General features: G+C 64.0%; 17 protein-coding genes. 14 read left to right on the top strand and 3 right to left on the bottom strand.

Features of this window, described 5'->3' with window-relative positions; translation table 11 throughout:
* The 10 genes from AC3WLT_RS21100 to rfbC form a co-directional block, all read left to right on the top strand.
* The coding region (locus AC3WLT_RS21100; protein ID WP_492593627.1) for an ABC transporter permease subunit at positions 1-891 on the top strand (891 nt) is incomplete at its 5' end.
* On the top strand, positions 845-1,960 hold the full coding sequence (locus AC3WLT_RS21095) for an ABC transporter permease (RefSeq protein ID WP_492593626.1): 1,116 nt from the start codon (positions 845-847) through the stop codon (positions 1,958-1,960). The genes AC3WLT_RS21100 and AC3WLT_RS21095, both read left to right, overlap by 47 nt.
* Positions 1,957-3,585 carry an ABC transporter ATP-binding protein gene (locus AC3WLT_RS21090; RefSeq protein WP_492593625.1) on the top strand — a complete coding sequence of 543 codons (1,629 nt, stop codon included), beginning with the start codon at positions 1,957-1,959 and terminating at the stop codon, positions 3,583-3,585. The genes AC3WLT_RS21095 and AC3WLT_RS21090 overlap by 4 nt, the downstream gene beginning before the upstream one ends.
* A gap of 25 nt (positions 3,586-3,610) precedes the next feature.
* Positions 3,611-5,047, top strand: coding sequence for a TldD/PmbA family protein (locus AC3WLT_RS21085; protein WP_492593624.1), 1,437 nt, complete (start codon positions 3,611-3,613; stop codon positions 5,045-5,047).
* Positions 5,047-6,408 carry a TldD/PmbA family protein gene (locus AC3WLT_RS21080; RefSeq protein WP_492593623.1) on the top strand — a complete coding sequence of 454 codons (1,362 nt, stop codon included), beginning with the start codon at positions 5,047-5,049 and terminating at the stop codon, positions 6,406-6,408. The genes AC3WLT_RS21085 and AC3WLT_RS21080 overlap by 1 nt, the downstream gene beginning before the upstream one ends.
* A gap of 4 nt (positions 6,409-6,412) precedes the next feature.
* Positions 6,413-6,994, top strand: coding sequence for a GNAT family N-acetyltransferase (locus AC3WLT_RS21075; protein ID WP_492593622.1), 582 nt, complete (start codon positions 6,413-6,415; stop codon positions 6,992-6,994).
* 4 nt (positions 6,995-6,998) lie between these two features.
* The gene (locus AC3WLT_RS21070) at positions 6,999-7,547 is read left to right on the top strand and encodes a GNAT family N-acetyltransferase (RefSeq protein WP_492593621.1); all 549 of its coding nucleotides are present in this window, start codon (positions 6,999-7,001) and stop codon (positions 7,545-7,547) included.
* Positions 7,548-7,559: 12 nt separating this feature from the next.
* Positions 7,560-10,760: a multidrug efflux RND transporter permease subunit gene (locus AC3WLT_RS21065; protein WP_492593620.1), complete on the top strand. Its 3,201-nt coding sequence runs from the start codon at positions 7,560-7,562 to the stop codon at positions 10,758-10,760.
* 839 nt (positions 10,761-11,599) lie between these two features.
* Positions 11,600-12,595 carry a GlxA family transcriptional regulator gene (locus AC3WLT_RS21060; RefSeq protein ID WP_492593619.1) on the top strand — a complete coding sequence of 332 codons (996 nt, stop codon included), beginning with the start codon at positions 11,600-11,602 and terminating at the stop codon, positions 12,593-12,595.
* Between the two features lie 124 nt (positions 12,596-12,719).
* Positions 12,720-13,271 (top strand): dTDP-4-dehydrorhamnose 3,5-epimerase, encoded by a 552-nt coding sequence (rfbC, locus tag AC3WLT_RS21055; protein WP_492593630.1) that lies wholly within the window; start codon positions 12,720-12,722, stop codon positions 13,269-13,271.
* 134 nt (positions 13,272-13,405) lie between these two features.
* Here the strand turns inward: rfbC and AC3WLT_RS21050 are convergent, their stop codons facing one another.
* Positions 13,406-14,029, bottom strand: a complete 624-nt coding sequence (locus tag AC3WLT_RS21050) for a LysE/ArgO family amino acid transporter (RefSeq protein WP_492593618.1) — start codon at positions 14,027-14,029, stop codon at positions 13,406-13,408.
* Positions 14,030-14,126: 97 nt separating this feature from the next.
* On the opposite strand from AC3WLT_RS21050, the gene AC3WLT_RS21045 reads away from it, so the two are divergent.
* Positions 14,127-15,020, top strand: a complete 894-nt coding sequence (locus AC3WLT_RS21045) for a LysR family transcriptional regulator ArgP (protein WP_492593617.1) — start codon at positions 14,127-14,129, stop codon at positions 15,018-15,020.
* Between the two features lie 56 nt (positions 15,021-15,076).
* On the opposite strand, the gene AC3WLT_RS21040 is transcribed toward AC3WLT_RS21045, so the two are convergent.
* A complete protein-coding gene (locus tag AC3WLT_RS21040) occupies positions 15,077-16,447 on the bottom strand; it encodes an NAD(P)/FAD-dependent oxidoreductase (protein ID WP_492593616.1) in 1,371 nt (456 codons plus the stop codon).
* A gap of 198 nt (positions 16,448-16,645) precedes the next feature.
* Here AC3WLT_RS21040 and AC3WLT_RS21035 point away from each other — a divergent pair, with 198 nt between their 5' ends.
* A complete protein-coding gene (locus tag AC3WLT_RS21035) occupies positions 16,646-17,605 on the top strand; it encodes a LysR family transcriptional regulator (RefSeq protein WP_492593615.1) in 960 nt (319 codons plus the stop codon).
* Here AC3WLT_RS21035 and AC3WLT_RS21030 read toward each other — a convergent pair.
* Positions 17,602-18,552 carry a LysR substrate-binding domain-containing protein gene (locus AC3WLT_RS21030; RefSeq protein WP_492593614.1) on the bottom strand — a complete coding sequence of 317 codons (951 nt, stop codon included), beginning with the start codon at positions 18,550-18,552 and terminating at the stop codon, positions 17,602-17,604. The genes AC3WLT_RS21035 and AC3WLT_RS21030 overlap by 4 nt on opposite strands.
* 118 nt (positions 18,553-18,670) lie before the next feature.
* On the opposite strand from AC3WLT_RS21030, the gene AC3WLT_RS21025 reads away from it, so the two are divergent.
* Entirely contained in the window at positions 18,671-19,876 is a 1,206-nt protein-coding gene (locus tag AC3WLT_RS21025) for a M20 aminoacylase family protein (protein ID WP_492593613.1), read from the top strand.
* Positions 19,870-21,186, top strand: a complete 1,317-nt coding sequence (locus AC3WLT_RS21020; RefSeq protein ID WP_492593612.1) for an MFS transporter — start codon at positions 19,870-19,872, stop codon at positions 21,184-21,186. The genes AC3WLT_RS21025 and AC3WLT_RS21020 overlap by 7 nt, the downstream gene beginning before the upstream one ends.
* Positions 21,187-21,228: the final 42 nt, after the last annotated feature.

Here is a 21,228-nt window from a genome sequence, read left to right as displayed (position 1 = left end):
GGATCGGGCGGGTATCACGGCAGCCAGGGTGTCGATCCGCAGCAGATCGAACAGATCAAGAAACAGTTCGGCTTCGACAAGCCGCCGCTCGAACGCTATCTGCTGATGCTCCGGCGCTACGCGACCTTCGACCTCGGTCAGTCGTACTTCCGGCACGACAGCGTGTGGGACGTGATCCGTTCGAAGCTGCCGGTGTCGATCACGCTCGGCCTATGGACGGTGCTGCTCACGTATCTGATATCGGTGCCGTTGGGCATTACGAAAGCGGTGCGCAACGGCTCGCGCTTCGATACGGTAACGAGTGTGCTGGTGCTGGCCGGCTACGCGATTCCCGGCTTCGTGCTCGGCGTGCTGTTGCTGATGCTGTTCGGCGGCGGCACCTTCTGGCAGGTGTTTCCGATGCGCGGTCTCACGTCGGATAACTTCGGCGAGCTGAGCACCTTCGGCAAAGTGCTCGATTATCTGTGGCACATCGTGCTGCCGGTGACGGCCTCGGTGGTCGGCAACTTCGCGATCGTCACGATTCTCACCAAGAACACGTTCCTCGAAGAGATCGGCCGTCAGTATGTGTTGACCGCGCGCTCGAAGGGCGCTCCCGAGCGCGACGTGCTGTGGAAACACGTGCTGCGCAATGCGGCGATTCCGTTGCTGACAGGCCTGCCCGCCGCGTTTGTCGGCGCTTTCCTGAACGGCAACCTGTTGATCGAAACGCTGTTCTCGCTCGACGGCATGGGCCAACTCTCGTACGACTCGGTGATTCGCCGGGACTATCCGGTCGTGCTCGGCTCGCTCTTTCTGTTCACGCTGATCGGCCTCGTAACCAAACTCATTGCTGACGTCTGCTATGTCCTCGTCGACCCCCGCATCCAATTCAACCGCCTGGACCGCTGACGCGGCGGGCGTCGCGCACGCGGCGTCGCCGTCGCCGTGGCGGCGCACGTGGCTGCGCTTCAAGCGTCAGCGGCTCGGTTACTGGAGCCTCCTGATCTTCATATCGCTGTTCGTCATCAGCCTGCTCGGCGAGGTGCTGTCCAACGATCGCCCGTTGGTGGTCCGATACGAAGGCCACTATTACTTCCCGATCGTGAAGGACTATCCGGAGACCTTGTTCGGCGGTGATTTTCCGGCCCGCGCGAACTACCTGGACCCGTATATCCGTTCGCGGCTCGAATCGAACGGCAACTTCGCGATATATCCGCCGAATCATTTTCACTATGACACGATCGATTACTTCGCCGCGCATCCGTATCCGGCACCGCCGACGACGACCAACTGGCTCGGCACCGATCAGTACGGCCGCGATGTACTCTCGCGGCTCCTGTACGGTTTCCGTTTGTCCGTGCTGATGGCGTTCGCACTGACCGTGTCCGGCGTGCTGATCGGCGTGTTGACCGGCGCGGTGCAGGGTTTTTATGGCGGACGCACCGATCTGATCGGGCAACGCCTGATCGAAATATGGAGCTCGATGCCGGATCTGTATCTGCTCATCATCTTCGCGTCGATTTTCGAGCCGACTCTTTGGCTGCTGTTCATTCTTCTTTCGATGTTCGGCTGGCTCGTGCTGTCCGACTACGTGCGCGCCGAATTCCTGCGCAACCGTTCGCTCGATTACGTGAAGGCAGCGCGCACGATGGGGCTGTCGAACTGGCAGATCATGTGGCGTCATGTACTGCCCAATAGCCTGACGCCAGTGATTACGTTTCTGCCGTTTCGCATGAGCGCGGCGATCCTCTCGCTGACGAGTCTCGACTTTCTCGGCCTGGGCGTGCCGCCGCCGACGCCGAGCCTCGGCGAGCTGCTTCAGGAGGGCAAGAACAATCTCGACGCCTGGTGGATTTCGATGTCGGCGTTTGCGGCGCTGGTGATGACGCTGCTGCTGCTGACCTTCATGGGCGACGCGCTGCGCAACGCGCTGGATACGCGCTCGCGCGGCTCGGCCTTCGGCGGAGGTCCGCGATGAGCGACTCGAAGCTGAACCCACCCTTGCTGGAAATCGACCGCTTCTCCGTGCGTTTCGGCGAGAAGGTCGCGGTGCACGAACTGAGCCTTTCGATCGCGCGCGGCGAGCGGGTCGCGCTGGTCGGCGAATCGGGGTCGGGCAAGAGCGTCACCGCATTGTCGATTCTGCGCCTCGTCGAGCATGCCGGGTTGAGCGGCCGCATGCTGCTCGACGGCGAAGATCTGCTGCAAAAAACCGAACAGCAGATGCGCGGGATTCGCGGCGCCGACGTCGCGATGGTGTTTCAGGAACCGATGACGGCGCTCAATCCGCTCTTCACGATCGGCAAGCAGATCGCCGAGAGCTTGAGCCTGCACGAGGGCCTGCGGCCGAACGCAGCGCGCGAGCGTGGCATCGAACTGCTCAGACGGACCGGCATTCCCGAGCCGGAGCGGCACATCGACAGCTTTCCGCATCAACTGTCCGGCGGCCAGCGGCAGCGCGCGATGATCGCGATGGCGCTCGCGTGCCGTCCGCGCCTGCTGCTCGCCGACGAACCCACTACCGCGCTCGACGTCACTGTGCGCCAGCAAATCGTCGATCTGCTGATTGCGTTGCAGGAACAGGAGGCGGCCGAGCGCGGCATGGCCGTGCTGCTGATCACGCATGACCTGAATCTGGTCAGGCGCTTCGCGCAGCGCGTCGCGGTGATGGAGAAGGGCGTGCTGGTCGAAACCAATACGACCGAAGCCTTGTTCGCCGATCCGCAGCATCCGTACACGAAGCGCCTGCTCGACAGCGAGCCGCAACGCGCGGTCGAGCCGGTCGAAGCCGGCGCGCGGCGCCTGCTCGAAGTGCAGGGGCTCGCGGTCGATTACCGCACGTCCGCGAAAGGCTGGCGTTCGCTGTTCCAGCGCTCCACGTTTCGCGCGGTGCAGGAGGTCGATTTGAGCGTGCGGCGCGGCGAGACGCTCGGCATCGTCGGCGAATCGGGTTCGGGCAAGTCGACGCTGGCGGCCACCGTGCTCGGTTTGCAGCAGCCGGCCGCGGGCCATATCCACATCGACGGCATGCCGTTGTCGACGCTGAAGACCGCCACCTCACGCCGCGCGCTGTATGCGCGCATGCAGGTCGTGTTCCAGGACCCGTTCGGTTCGCTGTCGCCGCGCATGACGGTGGAGCAGATCGTCGGCGAGGGCCTCGCGATGCATCGGCCGGAAGTGGATGCGAAGGCGCGGCGCGCGCGCGTGGCCGGTCTGCTCGAAGAGGTCGGCATGCACGCCGACGCGATGCTGCGCTATCCGCATGAGTTTTCCGGCGGGCAGCGCCAGCGCATTGCGATTGCGCGCGCACTGGCGGTCGAGCCCGAGTTGCTGGTGCTCGACGAGCCGACCAGCGCACTCGACGTGTCGATCCAGAAGCAGGTGCTGAACCTGCTGACAAACCTGCAGAAAAAGTACAAGCTTAGCTACTTGTTCATCACGCACGATCTGGCGGTGATGCGAGCTATGGCGCATCGCGTGATCGTGATGAAGTCGGGACGCATCGTGGAAGCCGGCGACACACTCGACGTGCTGCGCGCGCCTTCGCATCCTTATACCCAGTCGCTGCTGGCGTCGTCGCTGGTTCTGCCGGCGCCGGGCTGAGCACCGACTCATACGGGAACCTCGAATGATTGACGAACGTTGGGCGCAAGCCGCCCGGTCGCTGACGAGCCGCGCGGCGTTCTGGTCGCTGCGCATTGTCGACGAACAGATCGACGACCATGAAGTCCGCAACGACATTGCCCAGCCGCTGCGCACGGTGCGCGATCGCGGTGCGATGCTGATCGCATGGGCTGGCGCGGGAGCGGGCTATGCGGCCACGGCGAATCTGTCCGCCGCCGGTTTGCAGGCCGCGCTCGACATCGCGACCGCGCGCGCGGAAGCGAGCGCCGCGCTATCGCTGATCGATCATCGCGAGGTGGTGCGTCCGGCTGCGAGCGGCCGCTATGTGTCGCCGAATGCGCAGCACGCGTTACCCGGCCGCGCCGAATGGCTCGACCTGTTGGGCGTGGAATGCGCGAGCGCGAATCTCGATGCCCGTATTGTCGAGCGTGTGGCGGCTGTGCAGATCACGCATACCGATCAGCTTTACATCACTGGCGACGGTGTGCGGATCGATCAGCAGTTCCGCTTTGTCATGCCCCAATTGAGCGTGGCCGCTCATGCGAACGGCGACACCCAGGTGCGCACGCTCGGTGGCAACTACGGCACGCTCGGTCAGGGCGGCATCGAAGTGCTGGCGCGCTTCGGCTTCGAAGGCGCGGGCGTACGGGTCGCCCATGAAGCAGTGCAGTTGCTGGCCGCGCCGAATTGCCCTTCGGGCAAGCGCGATCTGCTGCTGATGCCCGATCAGATGATGCTGCAGATTCACGAGTCGATCGGCCATCCGCTCGAACTCGACCGAATTCTCGGCGACGAGCGCAACTTCGCGGGCTGGAGCTTCGTCAAGCAGGAGATGTTCGGTTCGTACCGCTACGGTTCGGCGCTGCTGAACGTCACCTTCGACCCGGAACTGCGCGAGGAAGCCGCCGCGTACGCGTTCGACGACGACGGCACCGAAGCGCGCAAGCAGTATCTGATTCGCGACGGCGTGCTCGAACGGCCGCTTGGCGGCGCGCTCTCGCAGCAACGCGCGCATATGCCGGGCGTCGCCAATTCGCGAGCGTCGAACTGGAACCGGCCGCCGATCGACCGCATGGCGAATCTGAACGTCGAGCCCGGCCATAGTTCGCTAGACGAAATGATCGGCAACATCGAACGCGGCATTCTGATGCGAACCAACACCTCCTGGTCGATCGACGACCATCGCAACAAATTCCAGTTCGGCTGCGAGTTCGGGCAGTTGATCGAAAACGGCAAGCTCACCCAGGTCGTCAAGCAGCCGAACTATCGCGGCATCTCGGCGAATTTCTGGCGCAGCCTGAGCGCAGTGGGCAATGCGGGCACGCGCGAGGTGTACGGCACCTCGATGTGCGGCAAGGGCGAACCGGCGCAGCTCATTCGCGTCGGTCATGCATCGCCGGCTTGCGTGTTCAGCAACGTCGACGTGTTCGGAGGCGCCTGATGAGCCAATTCATGTCCTCGCGAACCGGTGCGTCGCTCGACTGGCAGCGGCATTTTACGGCGTTGGCCGACGCGATCGAGCACTTGCAGCAGGGTAGTGAAATCACGCTGAGTTCGTTTGCCGGCGAGCAGTCCGACTTCATCCGCTTCAATGCCGGCAAGGTGCGGCAGATCGGCAGCGTGTCGCAAGGCAAGCTGACCTTGCGGCTGATCGACGGCGCGCGCCAGGCCTATTCGACGCTGACCGTATGCGGCGACCTGCAACAGGATCTGGACGAGGTGAGCGCGGCGCTCGCCACCTTGCGCGACGGCCTGCGCAATGCGGCGGACGATCCGCATCTGCTGTTCGATACATCGCGATGGCAGCGCGCCACGCAGCGTTCCGGCAAGCTGCCGGACCCGCAAGCGTTGTTGCGCACCGTCGCCGAATGCGCGCAAGGGCTGGATTTCGTCGGCTTTTACGCGGGCGGCACGATCGTGCGCGGCTTTGCGTCCACTGGCGGCAGCCGCGGCTGGTACGAGGTCGACAACTTCAATTTCAGCTGGTCGCTGTACGACCCGAGCGGCCGCGCGATCAAAACGACCTACGCCGGCGACGACTGGAGCGACGCCATCTTCGCGCGCAAAGTCGAGCAGGCGGCGGGCCGCCTTGCCGTGCTCGCGCGCATGCCGCGTGCGTTGGCGCCGGGGCGTTACCGCTCGTATCTGGCGCCCGCGGCGCTTGCGGAATTGCTCGGTGTGAGCGCATGGAGCGGTTTCTCCGCGCGAGCCCAGGCGAGCTCACGCAGCGAGTTGTACAAACTGCACACCGGCGAAGTCGCGCTCGATCCGCGCGTGAGCTTGAGCGAAGACCTCGATCTCGGCATCACGCCGGGCTTTAACGACGACGGCTACCTGCGCGAAAGCGTGCCGCTGATCCAGGCGGGGCGAAGCGCCGCGCGCTTGACCAATGCCCGCAGCGCACGCGAGTACGGTTTGACGCCCAACGGCGCGCTGGCGAACGAATCGCCGGCGGCGCTCTCGATGGAAGCCGGCGATCTGGCGGAACAGGACGTGCTGGCGAAACTCGATACCGGCCTCTACATCGGCAATCTCTGGTACGTGAATTTCTCGGACCGGATGAATTGCCGCCTGACCGGCATGACGCGCTTCGCGACCTTCTGGGTCGAACATGGGCAGATCGTCGCGCCGCTCGAAGCGATGCGTTTCGACGACAGCCTGTACCGGCTTCTCGGCGGCGAACTCGAACAGCTCGGCGCGCAACCCGAGTTGCTGCTGAGCGATTCGACATGGGGCGAGCGCGCAACCGGCGGCGTGCAATTGCCCGGCATTCTGGCGCGATCTTTTGAATTGACCTTATGAGCCTATGGATCAACACATAAAAACAAAATCTAAACCTGAGAGCTTGCCCGAGAGACTGACGCTGCGCGCGTTGCGCGTGTCCGACGCCGAGCAATCCCACGCGATGCAGCAACTGCCGGTGGTGGTGCACGGCAATCCGCACGCGCCGTATCGAACGCTCGCCAGCACCCGCGAGTACATCGAAAAACTCGAGCCCGGCGAGATCGCGATCGCGGCGGCGATCGGCGACACGCTGGTCGGTGAAGCGGAATTGACGCCCGCCAAAGGGCGCCGCGCGCATGCCGGCTCGATCGGCATTTGCGTGCACGACGCATGGCATCGGCGCGGCATCGGCAATGCGCTGATGACCGAACTGCTCGATCTGGCCGACAACTGGCTCGGCCTGCGCCGTGTCGAGTTGCACGTGTTCGCCGATAACCACGCGGCGCTTGCGTTGTATCGCAAGTTCGGCTTCGAGATCGAGGCGCGGCAACGCGGCGCGGTGTTGCGCGGCGGTGTGCTGATCGACTGCTATTTCATGGCGCGGCTGCATGAGCCGGCGCCGTTGGCGGCAACGCAGCCCGCCCCGAGTTTCGCAGCTGAATAGAACCATGAACGATCAAACCTTGCACAGCGGCCCGGCAGTCGGGAGCCGCATCACGGTCAAAGCGCTTGAACAGTCCGACATGGAATCGTTTGCCGAGATCATGAGCCTGCCCGGCGTGCGGCGCGGCACGCTGTCAGTTGGCTACCGGAACGCCGAAAAAATCGCCGCGTGGCACGAGCGACTCCTCAAAGGCAGTGTGAGCGTGTGTGCGTGGCTGGACGGCCGCATGGTGGGGCACGCCGGACTTACGGTATTTCGGCCGTGCCGTGCACACGGCGCAGAGTTAGGATTGGCGGTGCACGACGCGTATCATGGGCGCGGTGTCGGCACGGCGCTCATGCAGGCGCTGACTGAATGCGCAGATGCGTCGCTCGGTTTGCGCCGCATCGAACTCACCGTGTTCACCGACAATGCGCCGGCAATAGCGCTGTATCGCAAGTTCGGTTTCGTCGAAGAAGGCCGCTCGCGTGGTTATGCGATGCGCGACGGCGTGCTGGCCGATGTGCTGCATATGGCCCGTCTGGTCGACGCGCCGCGCTTTCTTGCCACTTGAACGGACTTTTGCGTGCCATTTTTTTTCATCGACCGCCCGGTCTTCGCGTGGATCGTCGCGCTCGCCATCGTCGTGGCGGGCGCGCTCGCGATCCCGCAACTGCCGGTCGCGCAGTATCCGCGCCTCGCGCCGCCGCGCGTCGTCATCAGCGCCACCTATCCAGGCGCGTCGACTGAAGTCGTGGACGCGAACGTCGGCAGCATCATCGAGGAGAGTCTCGATGGCGCCGACAACATGCTGTACTACGAAACGACCAGCGACAACCTCGGCGAACTCGAAATCGCCGTGACCTTCGCACCGGGCACCAATCCCGATCTCGCGATGGTCGACGTGCAGAACCGCCTGAAGCAGATCGAGTCGCGCCTGCCGCAGCAGGTCGTGCAGCAGGGCATCAGCGTGTTCAAGGCGGCCAACACCTTCCTGATGCTGGTCGCGCTCACCTCCACCGACGGCACGCGAGACTCCGTGCAGTTGAGCGACTATCTGAGCCGCTACGTGATGCGCGAACTGAAGCGCGCGCCCGGCGTGGGCTCGGCCCAGTTGTGGGACGCCGACGAAGCGCTGCGCATCTGGCTCGACCCGATGAAGCTGCGCGAGTACGGCCTGGGCGCCGCCGAAGTGAACGCCGCGATCGCCGCGCAAAACGCCACGGTGACGGCGGGCACGTTGGGCGACGCGCCGTTCGTCGCGGGTCAGCAATTGACCGCTTCGGTGAGCGTGAAGGGCCAACTGATCTCGCCCGCCGAATTCGGCGAGATCGTGTTGAAGGCGAATCCCGATGGCTCGGCGGTGCGCCTGCGCGATGTCGCGCGCGTCGAGCTCGGCCGCGACAACTATTCGTACTGGTCGCGCCTGAACGGAAAAGCTGCGGCCACCGTCGGCATTCAACTCGGCCCGCGCGGCAATGCGCTCGAAACGTCCACCGCGATCCGCGCGCGGCTCGCCGAATTGTCGAAACGTTTGCCGCCTGGCGTCGCCGTCGACATTCCCTTCGACAACGCGCATTTCGTGCAGATCGCGATTCACGAAGTGCTCGTGACGCTGCTCGAAGCCGTGGTGCTGGTGTTCTTCGTGATGTGGCTGTTCCTGCGCGATCTGCGCTACACGCTGGTGCCGACCGTGGTGATCCCGGTCACGCTGATGGGCGCGTTTTTCGCGATGTATGTGTGCGGTCTGTCGATCAACGTGTTCACGATGTTCGGCCTGGTGCTGGCGATCGGCATTCTCGTCGACGATGCGATCGTGGTGGTCGAAAGCGTGCATCGCGTGATGGAAGAGGAGGGCCTGCCGCCGCGCGAGGCTACGCGCAAAGCCATGACGCAGATCGGCGGCGCGATCGTCGGCGTGACCGCGGTGTTGACGGCGGTGTTCGTGCCGATGGCGTTTTTTCCCGGCGGCGTCGGCGGAATCTACCGGCAGTTCGCGGTGGCGATGATCGCGTCGATGCTGGTGTCGTCGTTCATGGCGCTTTCATTGACGCCCGCGTTGTGCGCCAACTTGCTGAAGGCGCACAAGCACTCGGTCCGTCAGCGCAATGCGCGCCGCGGCTTGCCCGGTTTGGCGGCACGCGCGGCGAGCCGTTTCACGTCCGGCTTCGAGCGCGCCGCGAGCGGTTATCGGGGGCTCGCGGCGCGCATTCTGCGCCGCGTCGCGCCGATGCTGGCGATTTACGCGGTGCTGGTCGGCGTGTGCGGCGTGCTGTATTGGCAGATGCCCGGCGGCTTTCTGCCGAGCGAGGACGAAGGCCAGTTGCAGGTGATGGTGCAGTTGCCCGCCGGCGCGACCCAGGCGCGCACGCTGGCGGCGGTCGAGCGCATGGAAAAGATTCTGCACGCCGAGCCGGCCATTTCGAACGTCACCAGTGTGATCGGCTGGAGCTTTACCGGCAGCGGCCAGAACGTGGCGATGGCATTCGTCGAACTGAAGGACTGGGACAAGCGCGACACCGGTGCGCTGGCGTTGCGCGACAAGCTCAACGAGCAGTTCGGGAAGATCCTCGACGGCAATGTGGAAGCACAATTGCCGCCTTCGGTGCCGGGTCTCGGGCATTCGGACGGTTTCGTGTTCCGGCTCGAAGATCGCGGCGGGGTCGGTCTGGATGCGCTGAAGGCGGCACGCGAGCAGCTGTTTGCGCAGGCCAAGGCAAGCCCGGTGCTGGCCTCGGTGCACTCCGAAGATTTGCCGGACGCGCCGCGCGTCGAACTCGATATCGACCGCGCGAAAGCGTACGCGCTCGGTGTGCCGTTCGAGCGCATTGCCGAAGTGCTGGGCAGCACGTTCGGCGCGACCTACATCGACGATTTTCCGGCAGGCGGCCGCATGCGCCGCGTGATGATCGCCGCCGACGCGGCCGCCCGCATGACCGACGACGATCTGATGGCGCTCGCGGTGCCCAACGCCACGGGCGGGATGGTGCCGCTGTCGGCGATTGCGACGCGCCACTGGAGCATCGGCCCGGTGATGCTGAGCCGCTACAACGGTTATCCGTCGCTCGACGTCAGCGGCCGCGCGGCGCCGGGTTATAGCTCAGGTGCGGCGATGGCCGAGATGGAACGGCTCGCGGCGGCGCTGCCGGTGGGCGTCGGTTATGACTGGGTCGACGCGGCACGCGAGGAAACCGCGGCGGCGCGGCTCACGCCGCTGCTGATCGGTTTGTCGCTGCTGGCGGTGTTCATGGCGCTGGCCGCGCTCTATGAAAGCTGGACGATTCCGCTTTCGGTCTTGATGGTGGTGCCGCTCGGCGTGATCGGCGCGGTCGCCGCGGTGCTGTTGCGCGGCATGCCCAACGACGTCTACTTCAAGGTCGGCATGATTACCGTGATCGGCCTCGCAGCGAAGAACGCGATTCTGATCGTGCAGTTCGCCCGCGATCTGCACCAGCGCGGCTTGCCGTTGACGCGTGCCGTGACCGAGGCCGCCGCCGCGCGCTTCCGGCCAATCGTGATGACCTCGGCGGCGTTTTTGCTCGGCGTCGTGCCGCTGGTGGTGTCGAGCGGCGCGGGTGCCGAAAGCCGCCGCTCGATCGGTACCGGCGTGTTCGGCGGGGTGCTCGCTGCCACGCTGTTCGGGCTCGTGTTCGCGCCTGTTGCGTTTCATGCGGTCGTGTCGCTCACGCATGGCAGGCGGCGGCTCGCGGAGCTGAATCGCAGGCGCATCGAGCGGCGTGAGCGCCGCGCGGAAAGCGAAGCCGGCCGCCTGACCAATGGCCGGTGACAGCGTGGAAGCATGAACCCGTGCGGCCGCGGGGTTGAACGCACGGTTCGACCCGCCGGTCGTCGGTGAAGCCCTTCCGGCTCTCACGATGCGCAAATGATGGCGCCGCCAGCCGGCGCGAAGTCTTGAAGGGCGCGATCCGCGGATGAAACTCTGTTTAAGCACGGGAGCGCGAAGGGATATTCGGACCGCTCAATCGTCTGATGTTTTCGATTTTGCGATGCAAGATTGTCAAGTTATGTAAGATATTAAGGTCTCTGATGTTTCAATAATGAAACGATTTTGCTCGTTTCAAATCTGGCACCGAATTACTTAATCCGGCATGAAGCAATATAATGCGCGGATTACCGCGCTGGTCGAGTCAATAAATTCCCGGTTTGCGAATTGAAAACCGGATTGAATGTGTATTATCTGCGAGGTTTGTATTTCAGGTTTGAAACACTTTTGTCCGCCGGAATCGCGAGTCGAATCGACGAATTCACAGTGTGGGAATAAGCTGGGCGGTTGTCTGACTCGGCTTGAAAGGTAATGTACATGCGTGTCTGCGAGATTGAAGCGAGGCGCGCTTTGCCGCGAATCCGTCGTAGTCTGCGGTTTCGCGAGCTTATCTCCTTATTCTCATATGAAACGCGCGCAGCAAATGGTTTTCTTCATACCTTCGGATTCGCACTGACTGACTGTTTTTCAAATTTACTATAGCGGTGCATTCCGCTAACATCTCGCATAATCCGCCAAACAACGTTGCCGGAGGATTTAAGCAGCCATAATAAACGCACGCATATCGGCCGGCCTGACGGTTCAACGGGGTCCGCAATGCATTACCGCTTTGGGGAAAGATCATGCCGCACATGAGCATCGATACTGCGAGGATCACCTGGTTGCACACGCCGAACCTGAACGTGCGTTCTGCCGCGCGGCGCATCGGCGTATTGCTGTTCGACGGTTTCTGGCTGCTCGGACCCGGCACGGTGGTTGAGATGTTCCAGACCGCCAACGAACTCGCCGGTTCAAGGGCCGGAGAATACCCGCCGTATGAAGTGCAGTTTCTATCGATGGACGGCGGCAGCGTCACCAGTTCTTCGTCGGTGCGCATCTGGACCGACCGTATCGATGCGCGCTACGGCGCCGGTTTCGACGTGCTGTTCATCGCGGGAGGCTACGGCGCGCATGTGGCCGCGCGCGACGAGCGGCTGTTGAGCTGGCTGCGATCGGTGCAAACGCGCACCCGCACGATCGAAACGATCGGCGAGGGCCGTCTCGTGCTCGAAGCCGCCGGCCCGTTCGAGCATGACGGCCAGGAGGCGAGCCGTCATTTGGGCCACGTTGCGGCCGAGGCCGCGCTCAACGCCGCCGACGACCGCCACGACTGCGCGCGCAGCGCCCTGATGTTCATCAAGCGCGATCTCGGCGCGGAACTCGCGCGCAGCGTCGCCGATCGTGTGATGCCGGGCATGGCCGCCACATGGGTGCCGCTGCCGGCTGAAGGCGGCACGCTCAGCGTGGCCGAAAAAATCCGCGCCGCCGCGCGATGGATGGAAGCGAACTGCGACCGTCCGGTGTCGGTTGCCGATGCCGCGCAGGTGGCGGCCATGAGCGAGCGCAATTTCCTGCGCCGCTTCAAGCATGAAATGCAGGTGACGCCATCCGACTATCTGCTGCAGGTGCGGCTGCGCATTGCCTGCAACTTCCTGACCGAAACCGAATTGCCGGTCGACAAGATCGCGCGGCGCAGCGGCACCGGCAACGGCGATCGTCTGGCGAAGATCTTTCGCAAGCGCATGGCGTTGTCGCCCACCGAATATCGTGCGCGCAGCCGGGTAGCGAGCGAGGCGTAGACATGCGCCGGCGCCGGGCCGACGACGCAGGGTAAAAAAACCGTTCAAACCGTTCAAACCGTTTGACATGGCTGAATTGCCGGCCGTGCTTTCGCCGGGCTGGCTTCTTACGGGCACAGTGGCAATGGGCAACAAGGTAACCGCGACGGCATTGCCGGATGTGAAGGTCATCGAGCCCGAGGTGTTCAGCGACGAATTTGGCTTCTGCTTCGAGAGCTTTAGCGCGGACGAGTTTACCGACGACGTGGCGCACGGATTCAGCTTCGTGCAGGACCGTCATCTGCGTGCGGTGCGTGGCGTCCTGCGCGGTTTGCATTATCAGGTGCAGCGCCCGCAAGGGCGGCTCGTGCGGGTGGTGGTGGGCGAGGTATTCGACGTCGTCGTGGACGTACGGCTTCGTTCGTCGAGCTTCGGCAAATGGTGCGGCGTGTATCTGAGCGCGGCCAACCATCGGCAGATATGGGTGCCGCCGGGCTTCGCGCACGGCTTCGTGGTGTTGTCCGACAGCGCCGAATGCCTGTGGAAGACCACCGAATACTGGTTCCCCGAACTCGAGCGCTGCATTTTGTGGAGAGATCCGGACATCGGCATCGAGTGGCCGATCGATTTCACGCCGACCCTCGGCGCGAAGGATGCAGCGGGCCGGCGGCTCTACGAAGCGGACAACATCGCCTGACGGCGGCTCGCGGCAACCCGAAGCAGCGAAGGCAACTTCATGCAAGTTCATGCAACCGCAGGCGGCGACGGATTACGGCCAGGCGGCGCCAGGCGCGGGCGACGTGCAACGAAGCAGCAACCCATCCGAACGGCTCAACGAAGCTGCGTCACCGCGAGCAGCAACACCATGCTGCCGATCGCACCGTCCAGCACGCGCCACGCGGTTGCGCGGCGAAACAGCGGCGCCAACGCTCGCGCACCGTAACCCAGGGCGAGAAACCAGATCCCGCTCACGGCCATCGCGCCGAGCGCGAACGCCACGCGTGCGCCTTCCGGTTCACGCGCACCGGCCGTGCCGATCAGCAGGAACGTGTCGAGATACACGTGCGGATTGAGCCACGTGAAGGCCAGCGTCATCAGGATGATCGGCATCGCGCGTTGCACGGGAGGCGTAACCGTGCCATTCGCGTTCGCGTCCAGAACGGCATGCCCCGGCCGCAGCGCGCGCCGCAGCGCATTGATGCCGAACCACGCCAGATAGGCGAGCCCCACGTACAGCATGGCGTGCACGAACACCGGATAGCGCTCGACCAGCACCGACGCGCCGCCGACGCCCGCGCCGATCAGGATGAAGTCCGAGAGCACGCACAACGCGACAATCTTGCCGACGTGCGAGCGCATGATCCCTTGCCGCAGCACGAACGCATTCTGCGCGCCGATCGTCACGATCAGCGACGCGCACAGCGCCGCACCGTGGGAAAAAGACAGCCAATTCATAATCGATCCAGTAGACGGGAGAAACGAACAGGGCTAGTCTGCGGTTTTGCTTCGCCTAAGAGAAGCTAATTTACTTAATGCAGATTAAGGAACGCTAATGCTCGACTATGCACTGCTCGATGCGCTGGCCGCCGTGGTGCGTCACGGTTCGTTCGACCGCGCGGCCAGCGAGCTGAATGTGACGCCGTCCGCGGTATCGCAACGGGTCAAGCTGCTGGAGGAGCGGGTGGGCAGCGTGCTCGTCAAGCGTGGTCAGCCGTGCGTCGCGACCACCTCGGGCGCGCTGCTGTGCCGCCATACCGAACGCGTGCAGTTACTGGAGGCGGAGCTGACCGGCCGGCTGCCGGCGCTGCCCGGCGCGCTGGTCGAGCCGTGGCCGGCGCTGCGCGTGGCCGTCAACGACGACAGTGTGGGCACCTGGTTTATCGATGCGGTGGCGGGTTTCTGTGCCGAGCGGGAAATGCTGCTCGATCTGGTGATCGACGATCAGGACCACACGGCCGAGCGGATTCGCGACGGCAGCGTGCAGGGCGCGGTCACGACGCAAGCCGAGCCGGTGCAGGGCTGCCGCTCGACGCGCCTCGGCCGGATGCGCTATCTGGCGGTCTGTTCGCCCGACTTTCTGGCGCGCCATTTTGCCGGCGGCATCACACGCGAGACCTTGCGGCGCGCACCGTGCGTCGATTTCAATCCGAAGGATCAGTTGCAAAAGCGCTTCATGCGCCGCATCACACGGGCGGAACTCGATCCGCCGCTGCACTGGATTCCGCACGTTGCCGGCTTCTTGCGCGCCTGCGTGACCGGGCTCGGCTGGGGCATGTGCCCGGAACGGATGATCGCGCCGCATCTGGCCAGCGGCGAACTGGTCGACATGGCGCCCGGCAAGCATCTCGACATCGATCTGTATTGGCAGAGCTGGCGCCTCTCGATCGGCTGGCTCGACGATTTCGGCGTGGTGCTGCGCAAGCGGGCGGCCGAGTTTCTCGACTGAGGCCGCCCGCGGATCTTTCGAAGAAGATCCGCGGCGCTTTTCGATGCTTGCCGGCTTCAGTGAAGTCGGATCACCGGATGCACGCGCCTGCGCAACCAGTGGCTCGCCGTATCGAGCGCCATGCGCGCGAAGCCGGTCAGCGTCATCACGTGGCGGCGGTAGATGAGCTTGTAGACGGCCGTTGCCAGCCAGCCGTCGACGAACACCGGCCGCGTCAGCAAGCTGCTGCTCAGGCTGCCGATCGTGCCTTCACGGCCGAAACCGACCAGCGTGCCAGCATCGCGATACGCGAACTCGGGCAATGTCTCGCCGGCCACCCGGCACTTCAAAGCACGCGCGAGGAACAGCGCCTGCTGATGCGCGACCTGGGCGCGCGGCGCCAGAAACGCACCCGCGGTTTCAGAAGGGCAGGCCGCGCAATCGCCTAGCCCGAATATGTTCGCGTCATTCGTGCACTGCAGTGTGCGGTTCACCAGCACCTGGGCGTTGCGATTGACCGCGATGCCGTCCAGCGTGCGCAACACCGGCGGCCCCGCGATACCCGCGGTCCAGATCGCGATGTCGCTCGCGAGCGGTGCGCCGTCGTTCGTCAACACGGCGTCGGCCCGCACTTCGGTGACGCGCGTCGCGTTCAATACTTCGACGCCGAGGTTCTCGAGCATCCGTTGTGCACGAGTCGAAATCGTGTCGGACAACGCAGGCAGCACGCGCTCGCCGCTTTCGATCAGACGGACGCGAAAGTCATGCACCGGATCGAGTGCGAACGGGCTATAGCGCTTCAGCAGACGCACAGTGTCGCGCAGGGCCGCGGCGAGTTCGACGCCGGTTGCGCCCGCGCCGACGATGTTGATCGACACGGGCGTGTCCGCCTGCGAAGTGCGAGCGCGGCGCGCATGGTTCGCGCGAAGACAGGTGTCGAGCAGCTTGCGGCGGAACGCTTCCGCATGCGCGACCGATTCGAGCGGCAACGCGTGTTCTGCCGCGCCGGGCACGCCGAAATATTGCGTGACGCTGCCCATTGCCAGCACCAGCGTATCGAACCCAAGCTGACGCGCGGGCAGGATTTCGCGGCCGTCGGCGTCGTGCAGCGCGTTCACGGTGATGTGCTGTTGCGCGCGATCGAGCGCCGCGAGTTCACCCTGTTCGAATTCGAAACCGTACCGCTGCGCCTGCACTGCGTATTGCAGTTGATGCGTGGCCGGATCGAGCTGGCCGGAAGCGGCTTCGTGCAGCAACGGCTTCCAGAAATGCGTCGGCCAGCGGTCGACCAGCACGATCTTCGCGAGCCCCTCGCGACCGAGCGTTTCGGACAGACGCGTAGCGAGCCCAAGGCCGCCGACGCCACCGCCGACGATCACGATCCTGTGTGCCGCGCGTCGCGTGGCGTCTGATGCTGTAGAGCTTGCCTGCCGATCGACTGCGCCCATGATCCGTATCCTCCCGAAGTTATCCGAGCTGCTTATCCGCACTGGTTATTCACAATGAGCACAATGAGCCGGAGACGGCGTCAACGTGTCAGCGCGCCATACAAAACATGCACAGGTCTCATCTGTCAGGGCCAGTATAGAATCGGCCTAATCAGCAGCACAATTTAATGTTTATGAAGAACATATAGGTCAGGACTTATGCTAAAGGCAGCCACGTTCCGCCAATTGAAGGCCTTGCATACCGTCGCGAAACTCGGCAGCGTGTCGCGCGCGGCGGAAGAATTGCGCCTCACGCAGCCGGCGGTATCGCTCCAGGTGCGTCTGCTCGAAGACGCCGCCGGCGCGCCGCTATTGCAGCGGGTCGGCCGTGGCGTGCAATTGACGGCGGCGGGCGAAATCCTCGCGCGCTACGCGCTGGAGATTCTCGATTTATGGAACGGCGCGGCGGACGATCTGGCCGCGTTGCACGGAGAGCAGGGCGGCACCTTGCGGATCGGCGCGATCACCACCGCGGAATATCTGATCCCGCCGTTTCTGGTGCGCTTCACCGAATTGCGCCCGCAAGTGAAGGTGCAGTTCAAGGTCGGCAATCGCGCCGACATCATCCGCATGCTCGCCACGCACGAGATCGATCTCGCGGTGATGGGCAGCGCGCCGCGCGAATTGCGCACGGTGGCCACCGCGTTCGCGAAGCATCCGATGGCGTTCGTCGCCTCGCCCGCGCATGCGCTGATGAAGAAAAAGCGCCTGTCGCTCGACGACCTGCAATCCGCGAATCTATTCGTGCGGGAGCGGGGCTCGGGCACGCGCTCGACTGTCGAGAATCTGTTTCGGCAAGCCGGTCACAAACTGCATATCGGTTCTGAACTGTCGAGCAACGAGGCGATCAAGCAACTGGTCGAAGCGGGATTGGGCATCGCGTTTCTGTCGCTGCATGCCTGTTCGCTGGAGTTTCAGGCCGGCTTGCTCGCGTTGCTGCCGTTGCCCGCCAATCCGATCGAGCGCGACTGGTATGTGATGCACGTGTCCGATAAACGCTTGCCGCATGTCGCCAGCCTGTTCCGCGATTTTCTGATCGAGCAGGGCGTGTCCGGCGCAGTGCCGATTCCGCTGCCCACCCTGGCGGCGGCAAAGCGTCGGCGCCAGCGCCTCGCCTAAAGCAGCAGTTCGATCGAATGAAACAGGCGGCGCTGCTCGGGGTCTTGCGAGCGCGCCCCTTCGTCGATCACTTCACGCAGGCAATCGAGAAAACACGTGGCCGCGGGACTCGTCGGCGCACCGCGGCGTGACGTGATGCTGACAGTGGTTTCATCGACCGTTTCGCGCAGCGGCAGCGCCCACAAATTCTCCTTCGCGATGCTCACCTCGACGAGCGGCCACGGGAAGATGCTGAGCATGTCCGTTTGCGCGAGCAAGCCGAGCACGATCGCGAGCGAATGCGCGAGATGAATCGTCTGCGGCACTTTCATGCCGCGCTTGCGGAACAGATTGTCCGCAATCGACTCGCGGCTCGCCGGGTCCCAGTTCAGCACCCATTCCGCGTCTTCCAGTTCGAGCAGCGTGCGGCAACCGGCCTGCGGATGATCGCGGCGCGCGACCACGGCCGAATGCGTGGAAAAGAGCGGCACGTTGTGAAATTCCGACTGCGGCGATGCAGGGGGCGGTCGCCCGATCGAAAAATCGAGGCTGCCGTCGCGCAAGCGCGGCTGCACGACCGCCAGCAAGCCTTCGAAAAATTCCAGTTGCACTTCCGGCATGCGCTGCCGGAACCGCTGCACGGTAGGCGGCAGAAACGTCAGCGCGACCCACGGCGTGACGCCGATCGACAGTTTGCCGGCCGCCGCGCCGCGCAGCGCTTCGATCTCCGCTGCGGCGCGCTGCAATTGACCCAGCACGAGCCGCGCGTGCACGACCAGCGCGCGGCCGAACTCGGTGAACGCGACGCCGCTTGCGCCGCGCACCAGCAGCGGCGCGTGCAGATCGGCCTCCAGTTCGCGCATCGCCTTGGTGACGGCGGCCGGCGACAGATCGAGCAAGCGGGCTGCCGCCCGGATACTACCGGTATCCGCGATCGCCGCTAAGGTACTGAGCTGATGCAGTTTCATCTGACAAAGTGTTAGGAGGGTGGCAACCATAGGTTGCCGCCGCAACGATTCTACGCCTGCCGCTGGAAAATCGGCGTCGCTATGCTCGGTTCACGCTTTCATAGACGGAGACGACATCGTGAACACCATGGCCATCCCGGCGGGCATTGCCGAACTCGAAGACGAAATGATCGCGCTGCGCCATCGCATCCATGCGCAGCCGGAGCTGGCCTATGAAGAGTTCGCCACCGGCGACCTGGTGGCGGAGCGCCTGCAGGCGTGGGGCTACACCGTGCATCGCGGGCTGGGCCGGACCGGTGTGCTCGGGCAGCTGAAAGTCGGCAACGGCACGCGCAAACTCGGCTTGCGCGCCGACATGGACGCGCTGCCCATCCACGAAACCACCGGCCTGCCGTATGCGAGCAAGGTGCCCGGCAAGATGCACGCTTGCGGCCATGACGGCCACACGGCGATGCTACTGGCCGCAGCCAAACATCTCGCGCAGGAAAAGTGCTTTGACGGCACGCTCAATCTGATTTTCCAGCCCGCCGAAGAAGGCCAGGCCGGCGCGAAGAAAATGCTCGAAGACGGCCTGTTCGACCAGTTTCCGTGCGACGCCGTCTTTGCGATGCACAACATGCCGGGATTTCCTACGGGCAAGTTCGGCTTCCTGCCGGGCTCGTTCATGGCGTCGTCCGATACGGTGATCATCACCGTGACCGGCCGCGGCGGTCACGGCGCGATGCCGCATAAGGCCGTCGATCCGGTGGTGGTGTGCGCGCAGATCGTGCTGGCGTTGCAGGCCATCGTGTCGCGCAACATCGCGCCGCTCGACATGGCGATCATCACCGTCGGCGCGATTCACGCAGGCGAAGCGCCCAACGTGATTCCTGAAACCGCGGAGATGCGTTTGTCGGTGCGCGCGCTCAAGCCCGAGGTTCGCGATTATTTGCAGGAGCGCATCACGGCGGTTGCGTGCGGACAGGCCGCGGTGTTCGGCGCGCGGGCGCACGTCGACTATCAGCGCCGCTACCCGGTGCTCGTCAACGACGCGGAAATGACCGGCCTCGCGCGGCAAGTCGCACTCGACTGGCTCGGTGAAGACGGCCTGATTGCCGATATGCAGCCGCTGACCGGCAGCGAGGACTTCGCGTTCCTGCTGGAGCGTTGCCCCGGCAGCTACCTGATCATCGGCAATGGCGACGGCGAGGGCGGTTGCATGGTGCATAACCCCGGTTACGACTTCAACGATGCTTGCCTCGCCACCGGCGCGGCCTATTGGGTGCGGCTCGCGCAGACGTTCCTCGTTCCGCTGCACCGCAACCCACAGGCGCCGACATGTTGAACATGCAGAATACGTTGGCCGCGCAGCCCGTTCAGCGCACGAGCCACGCGAAAGCGATCGCCGCGATCACGCTCGGCAACGGACTCGAGTTCTTCGATTTCACGATCTACAGTTTCTTTGCGACCATCATCGGCAAACTGTATTTCCCGGTTGAAGGGCAGCTTGCGCAACTGATGCTGGCGGTCGGCACATTCGGCGTGGGTTTCATCATGCGGCCGGTGGGCGGCATCGTGCTTGGCGCGTATGCGGACCGCGCGGGCCGCAAGGCCGCGATGAGTCTGACGCTGTGGCTGATGACGCTCGGCTCGGCGATCATCGCGTTCGCGCCGACGTACGCGGCGATCGGCGTGGCAGCGCCGCTGCTGGTGATTCTCGCGCGGCTGATTCAGGGTTTTGCGCTGGGCGGCGAGATTGGCGCATCGACTTCGCTGCTGCTCGAATACGGCAGCGACAGGACGCGCGGTTTTTATGGCAGCTGGCAGTTCGTGAGCCAGGGGTTGAACACGGTCTGCGGCTCGTTGCTCGGCGTTGCGCTGGCGGCGGCGTTGTCGACGGCCGCGCTCGAAAGCTGGGGTTGGCGGGTGCCGTTCGTGATCGGCATGGCGATGGGGCCGATTGGCATCTATATCCGGCGGCATCTGGATGAGACGCTGCCGGGCGTCGAAGACGGTACTGTTCAGGCGGACCCGATGCCTGCCGCGCAACCGGTGCGCAAGTTGTTTCGCGAGCATACGAGCGTGATTACGACGGGCGTGCTGACGACTATCGGCGGGACGGCGGCGAACTATATCGTGCTGTTTTATCTTTCTACTTACGCGATCCGGATTTTGCATTTGCCGATGTCGTCGGCGTTGTGGGCCGCCTGGACCGCGGCGGTTGTTACGGTGATCTGCTCGCCGTTCGCGGGGGCGTTGTCCGATCGCGTCGGACGTAAGCGGGTTTTGTGGGTGTCTCGCGCGCTGTTGATTGTGGCGGTGTATCCCGCGTTCATGATCATCAATGCGTCGCCGACGGTGCCTGTGCTGTTGTCGGTTGTTGCCGTGCTGGCGGTGTTTGTTGCTTTTACCGCGGTGCCCAATATCGTCATGCTGCCGGAGATGTTTCCGCGTGAGATTCGCGCTACGGGGATGTCGACTGTTTACTGTTTGGGCGTGTCGATTTTTGGCGGGTTTGCGCAGTTTTTCGCCACCTGGTTGATTCAGGTTTCCGGGAATAATCTGGCGCCTGCGTGGTATTTGATTGGATGTGGGGCGGTGTCGTTGTTGCCGCTTCCGTTTATGCGGGAGACCGCCGGAAAAGCTATTGATTGAGGCTTGTTTTTGCCTTTGACGGGAAACTGATTACACCCTCGC

The sequence above is a fragment of the Paraburkholderia sp. FW306-2-2C-D06C genome (assembly GCF_058781505.1).
This window is presented reverse-complemented; position numbering and strand designations above follow the sequence as displayed.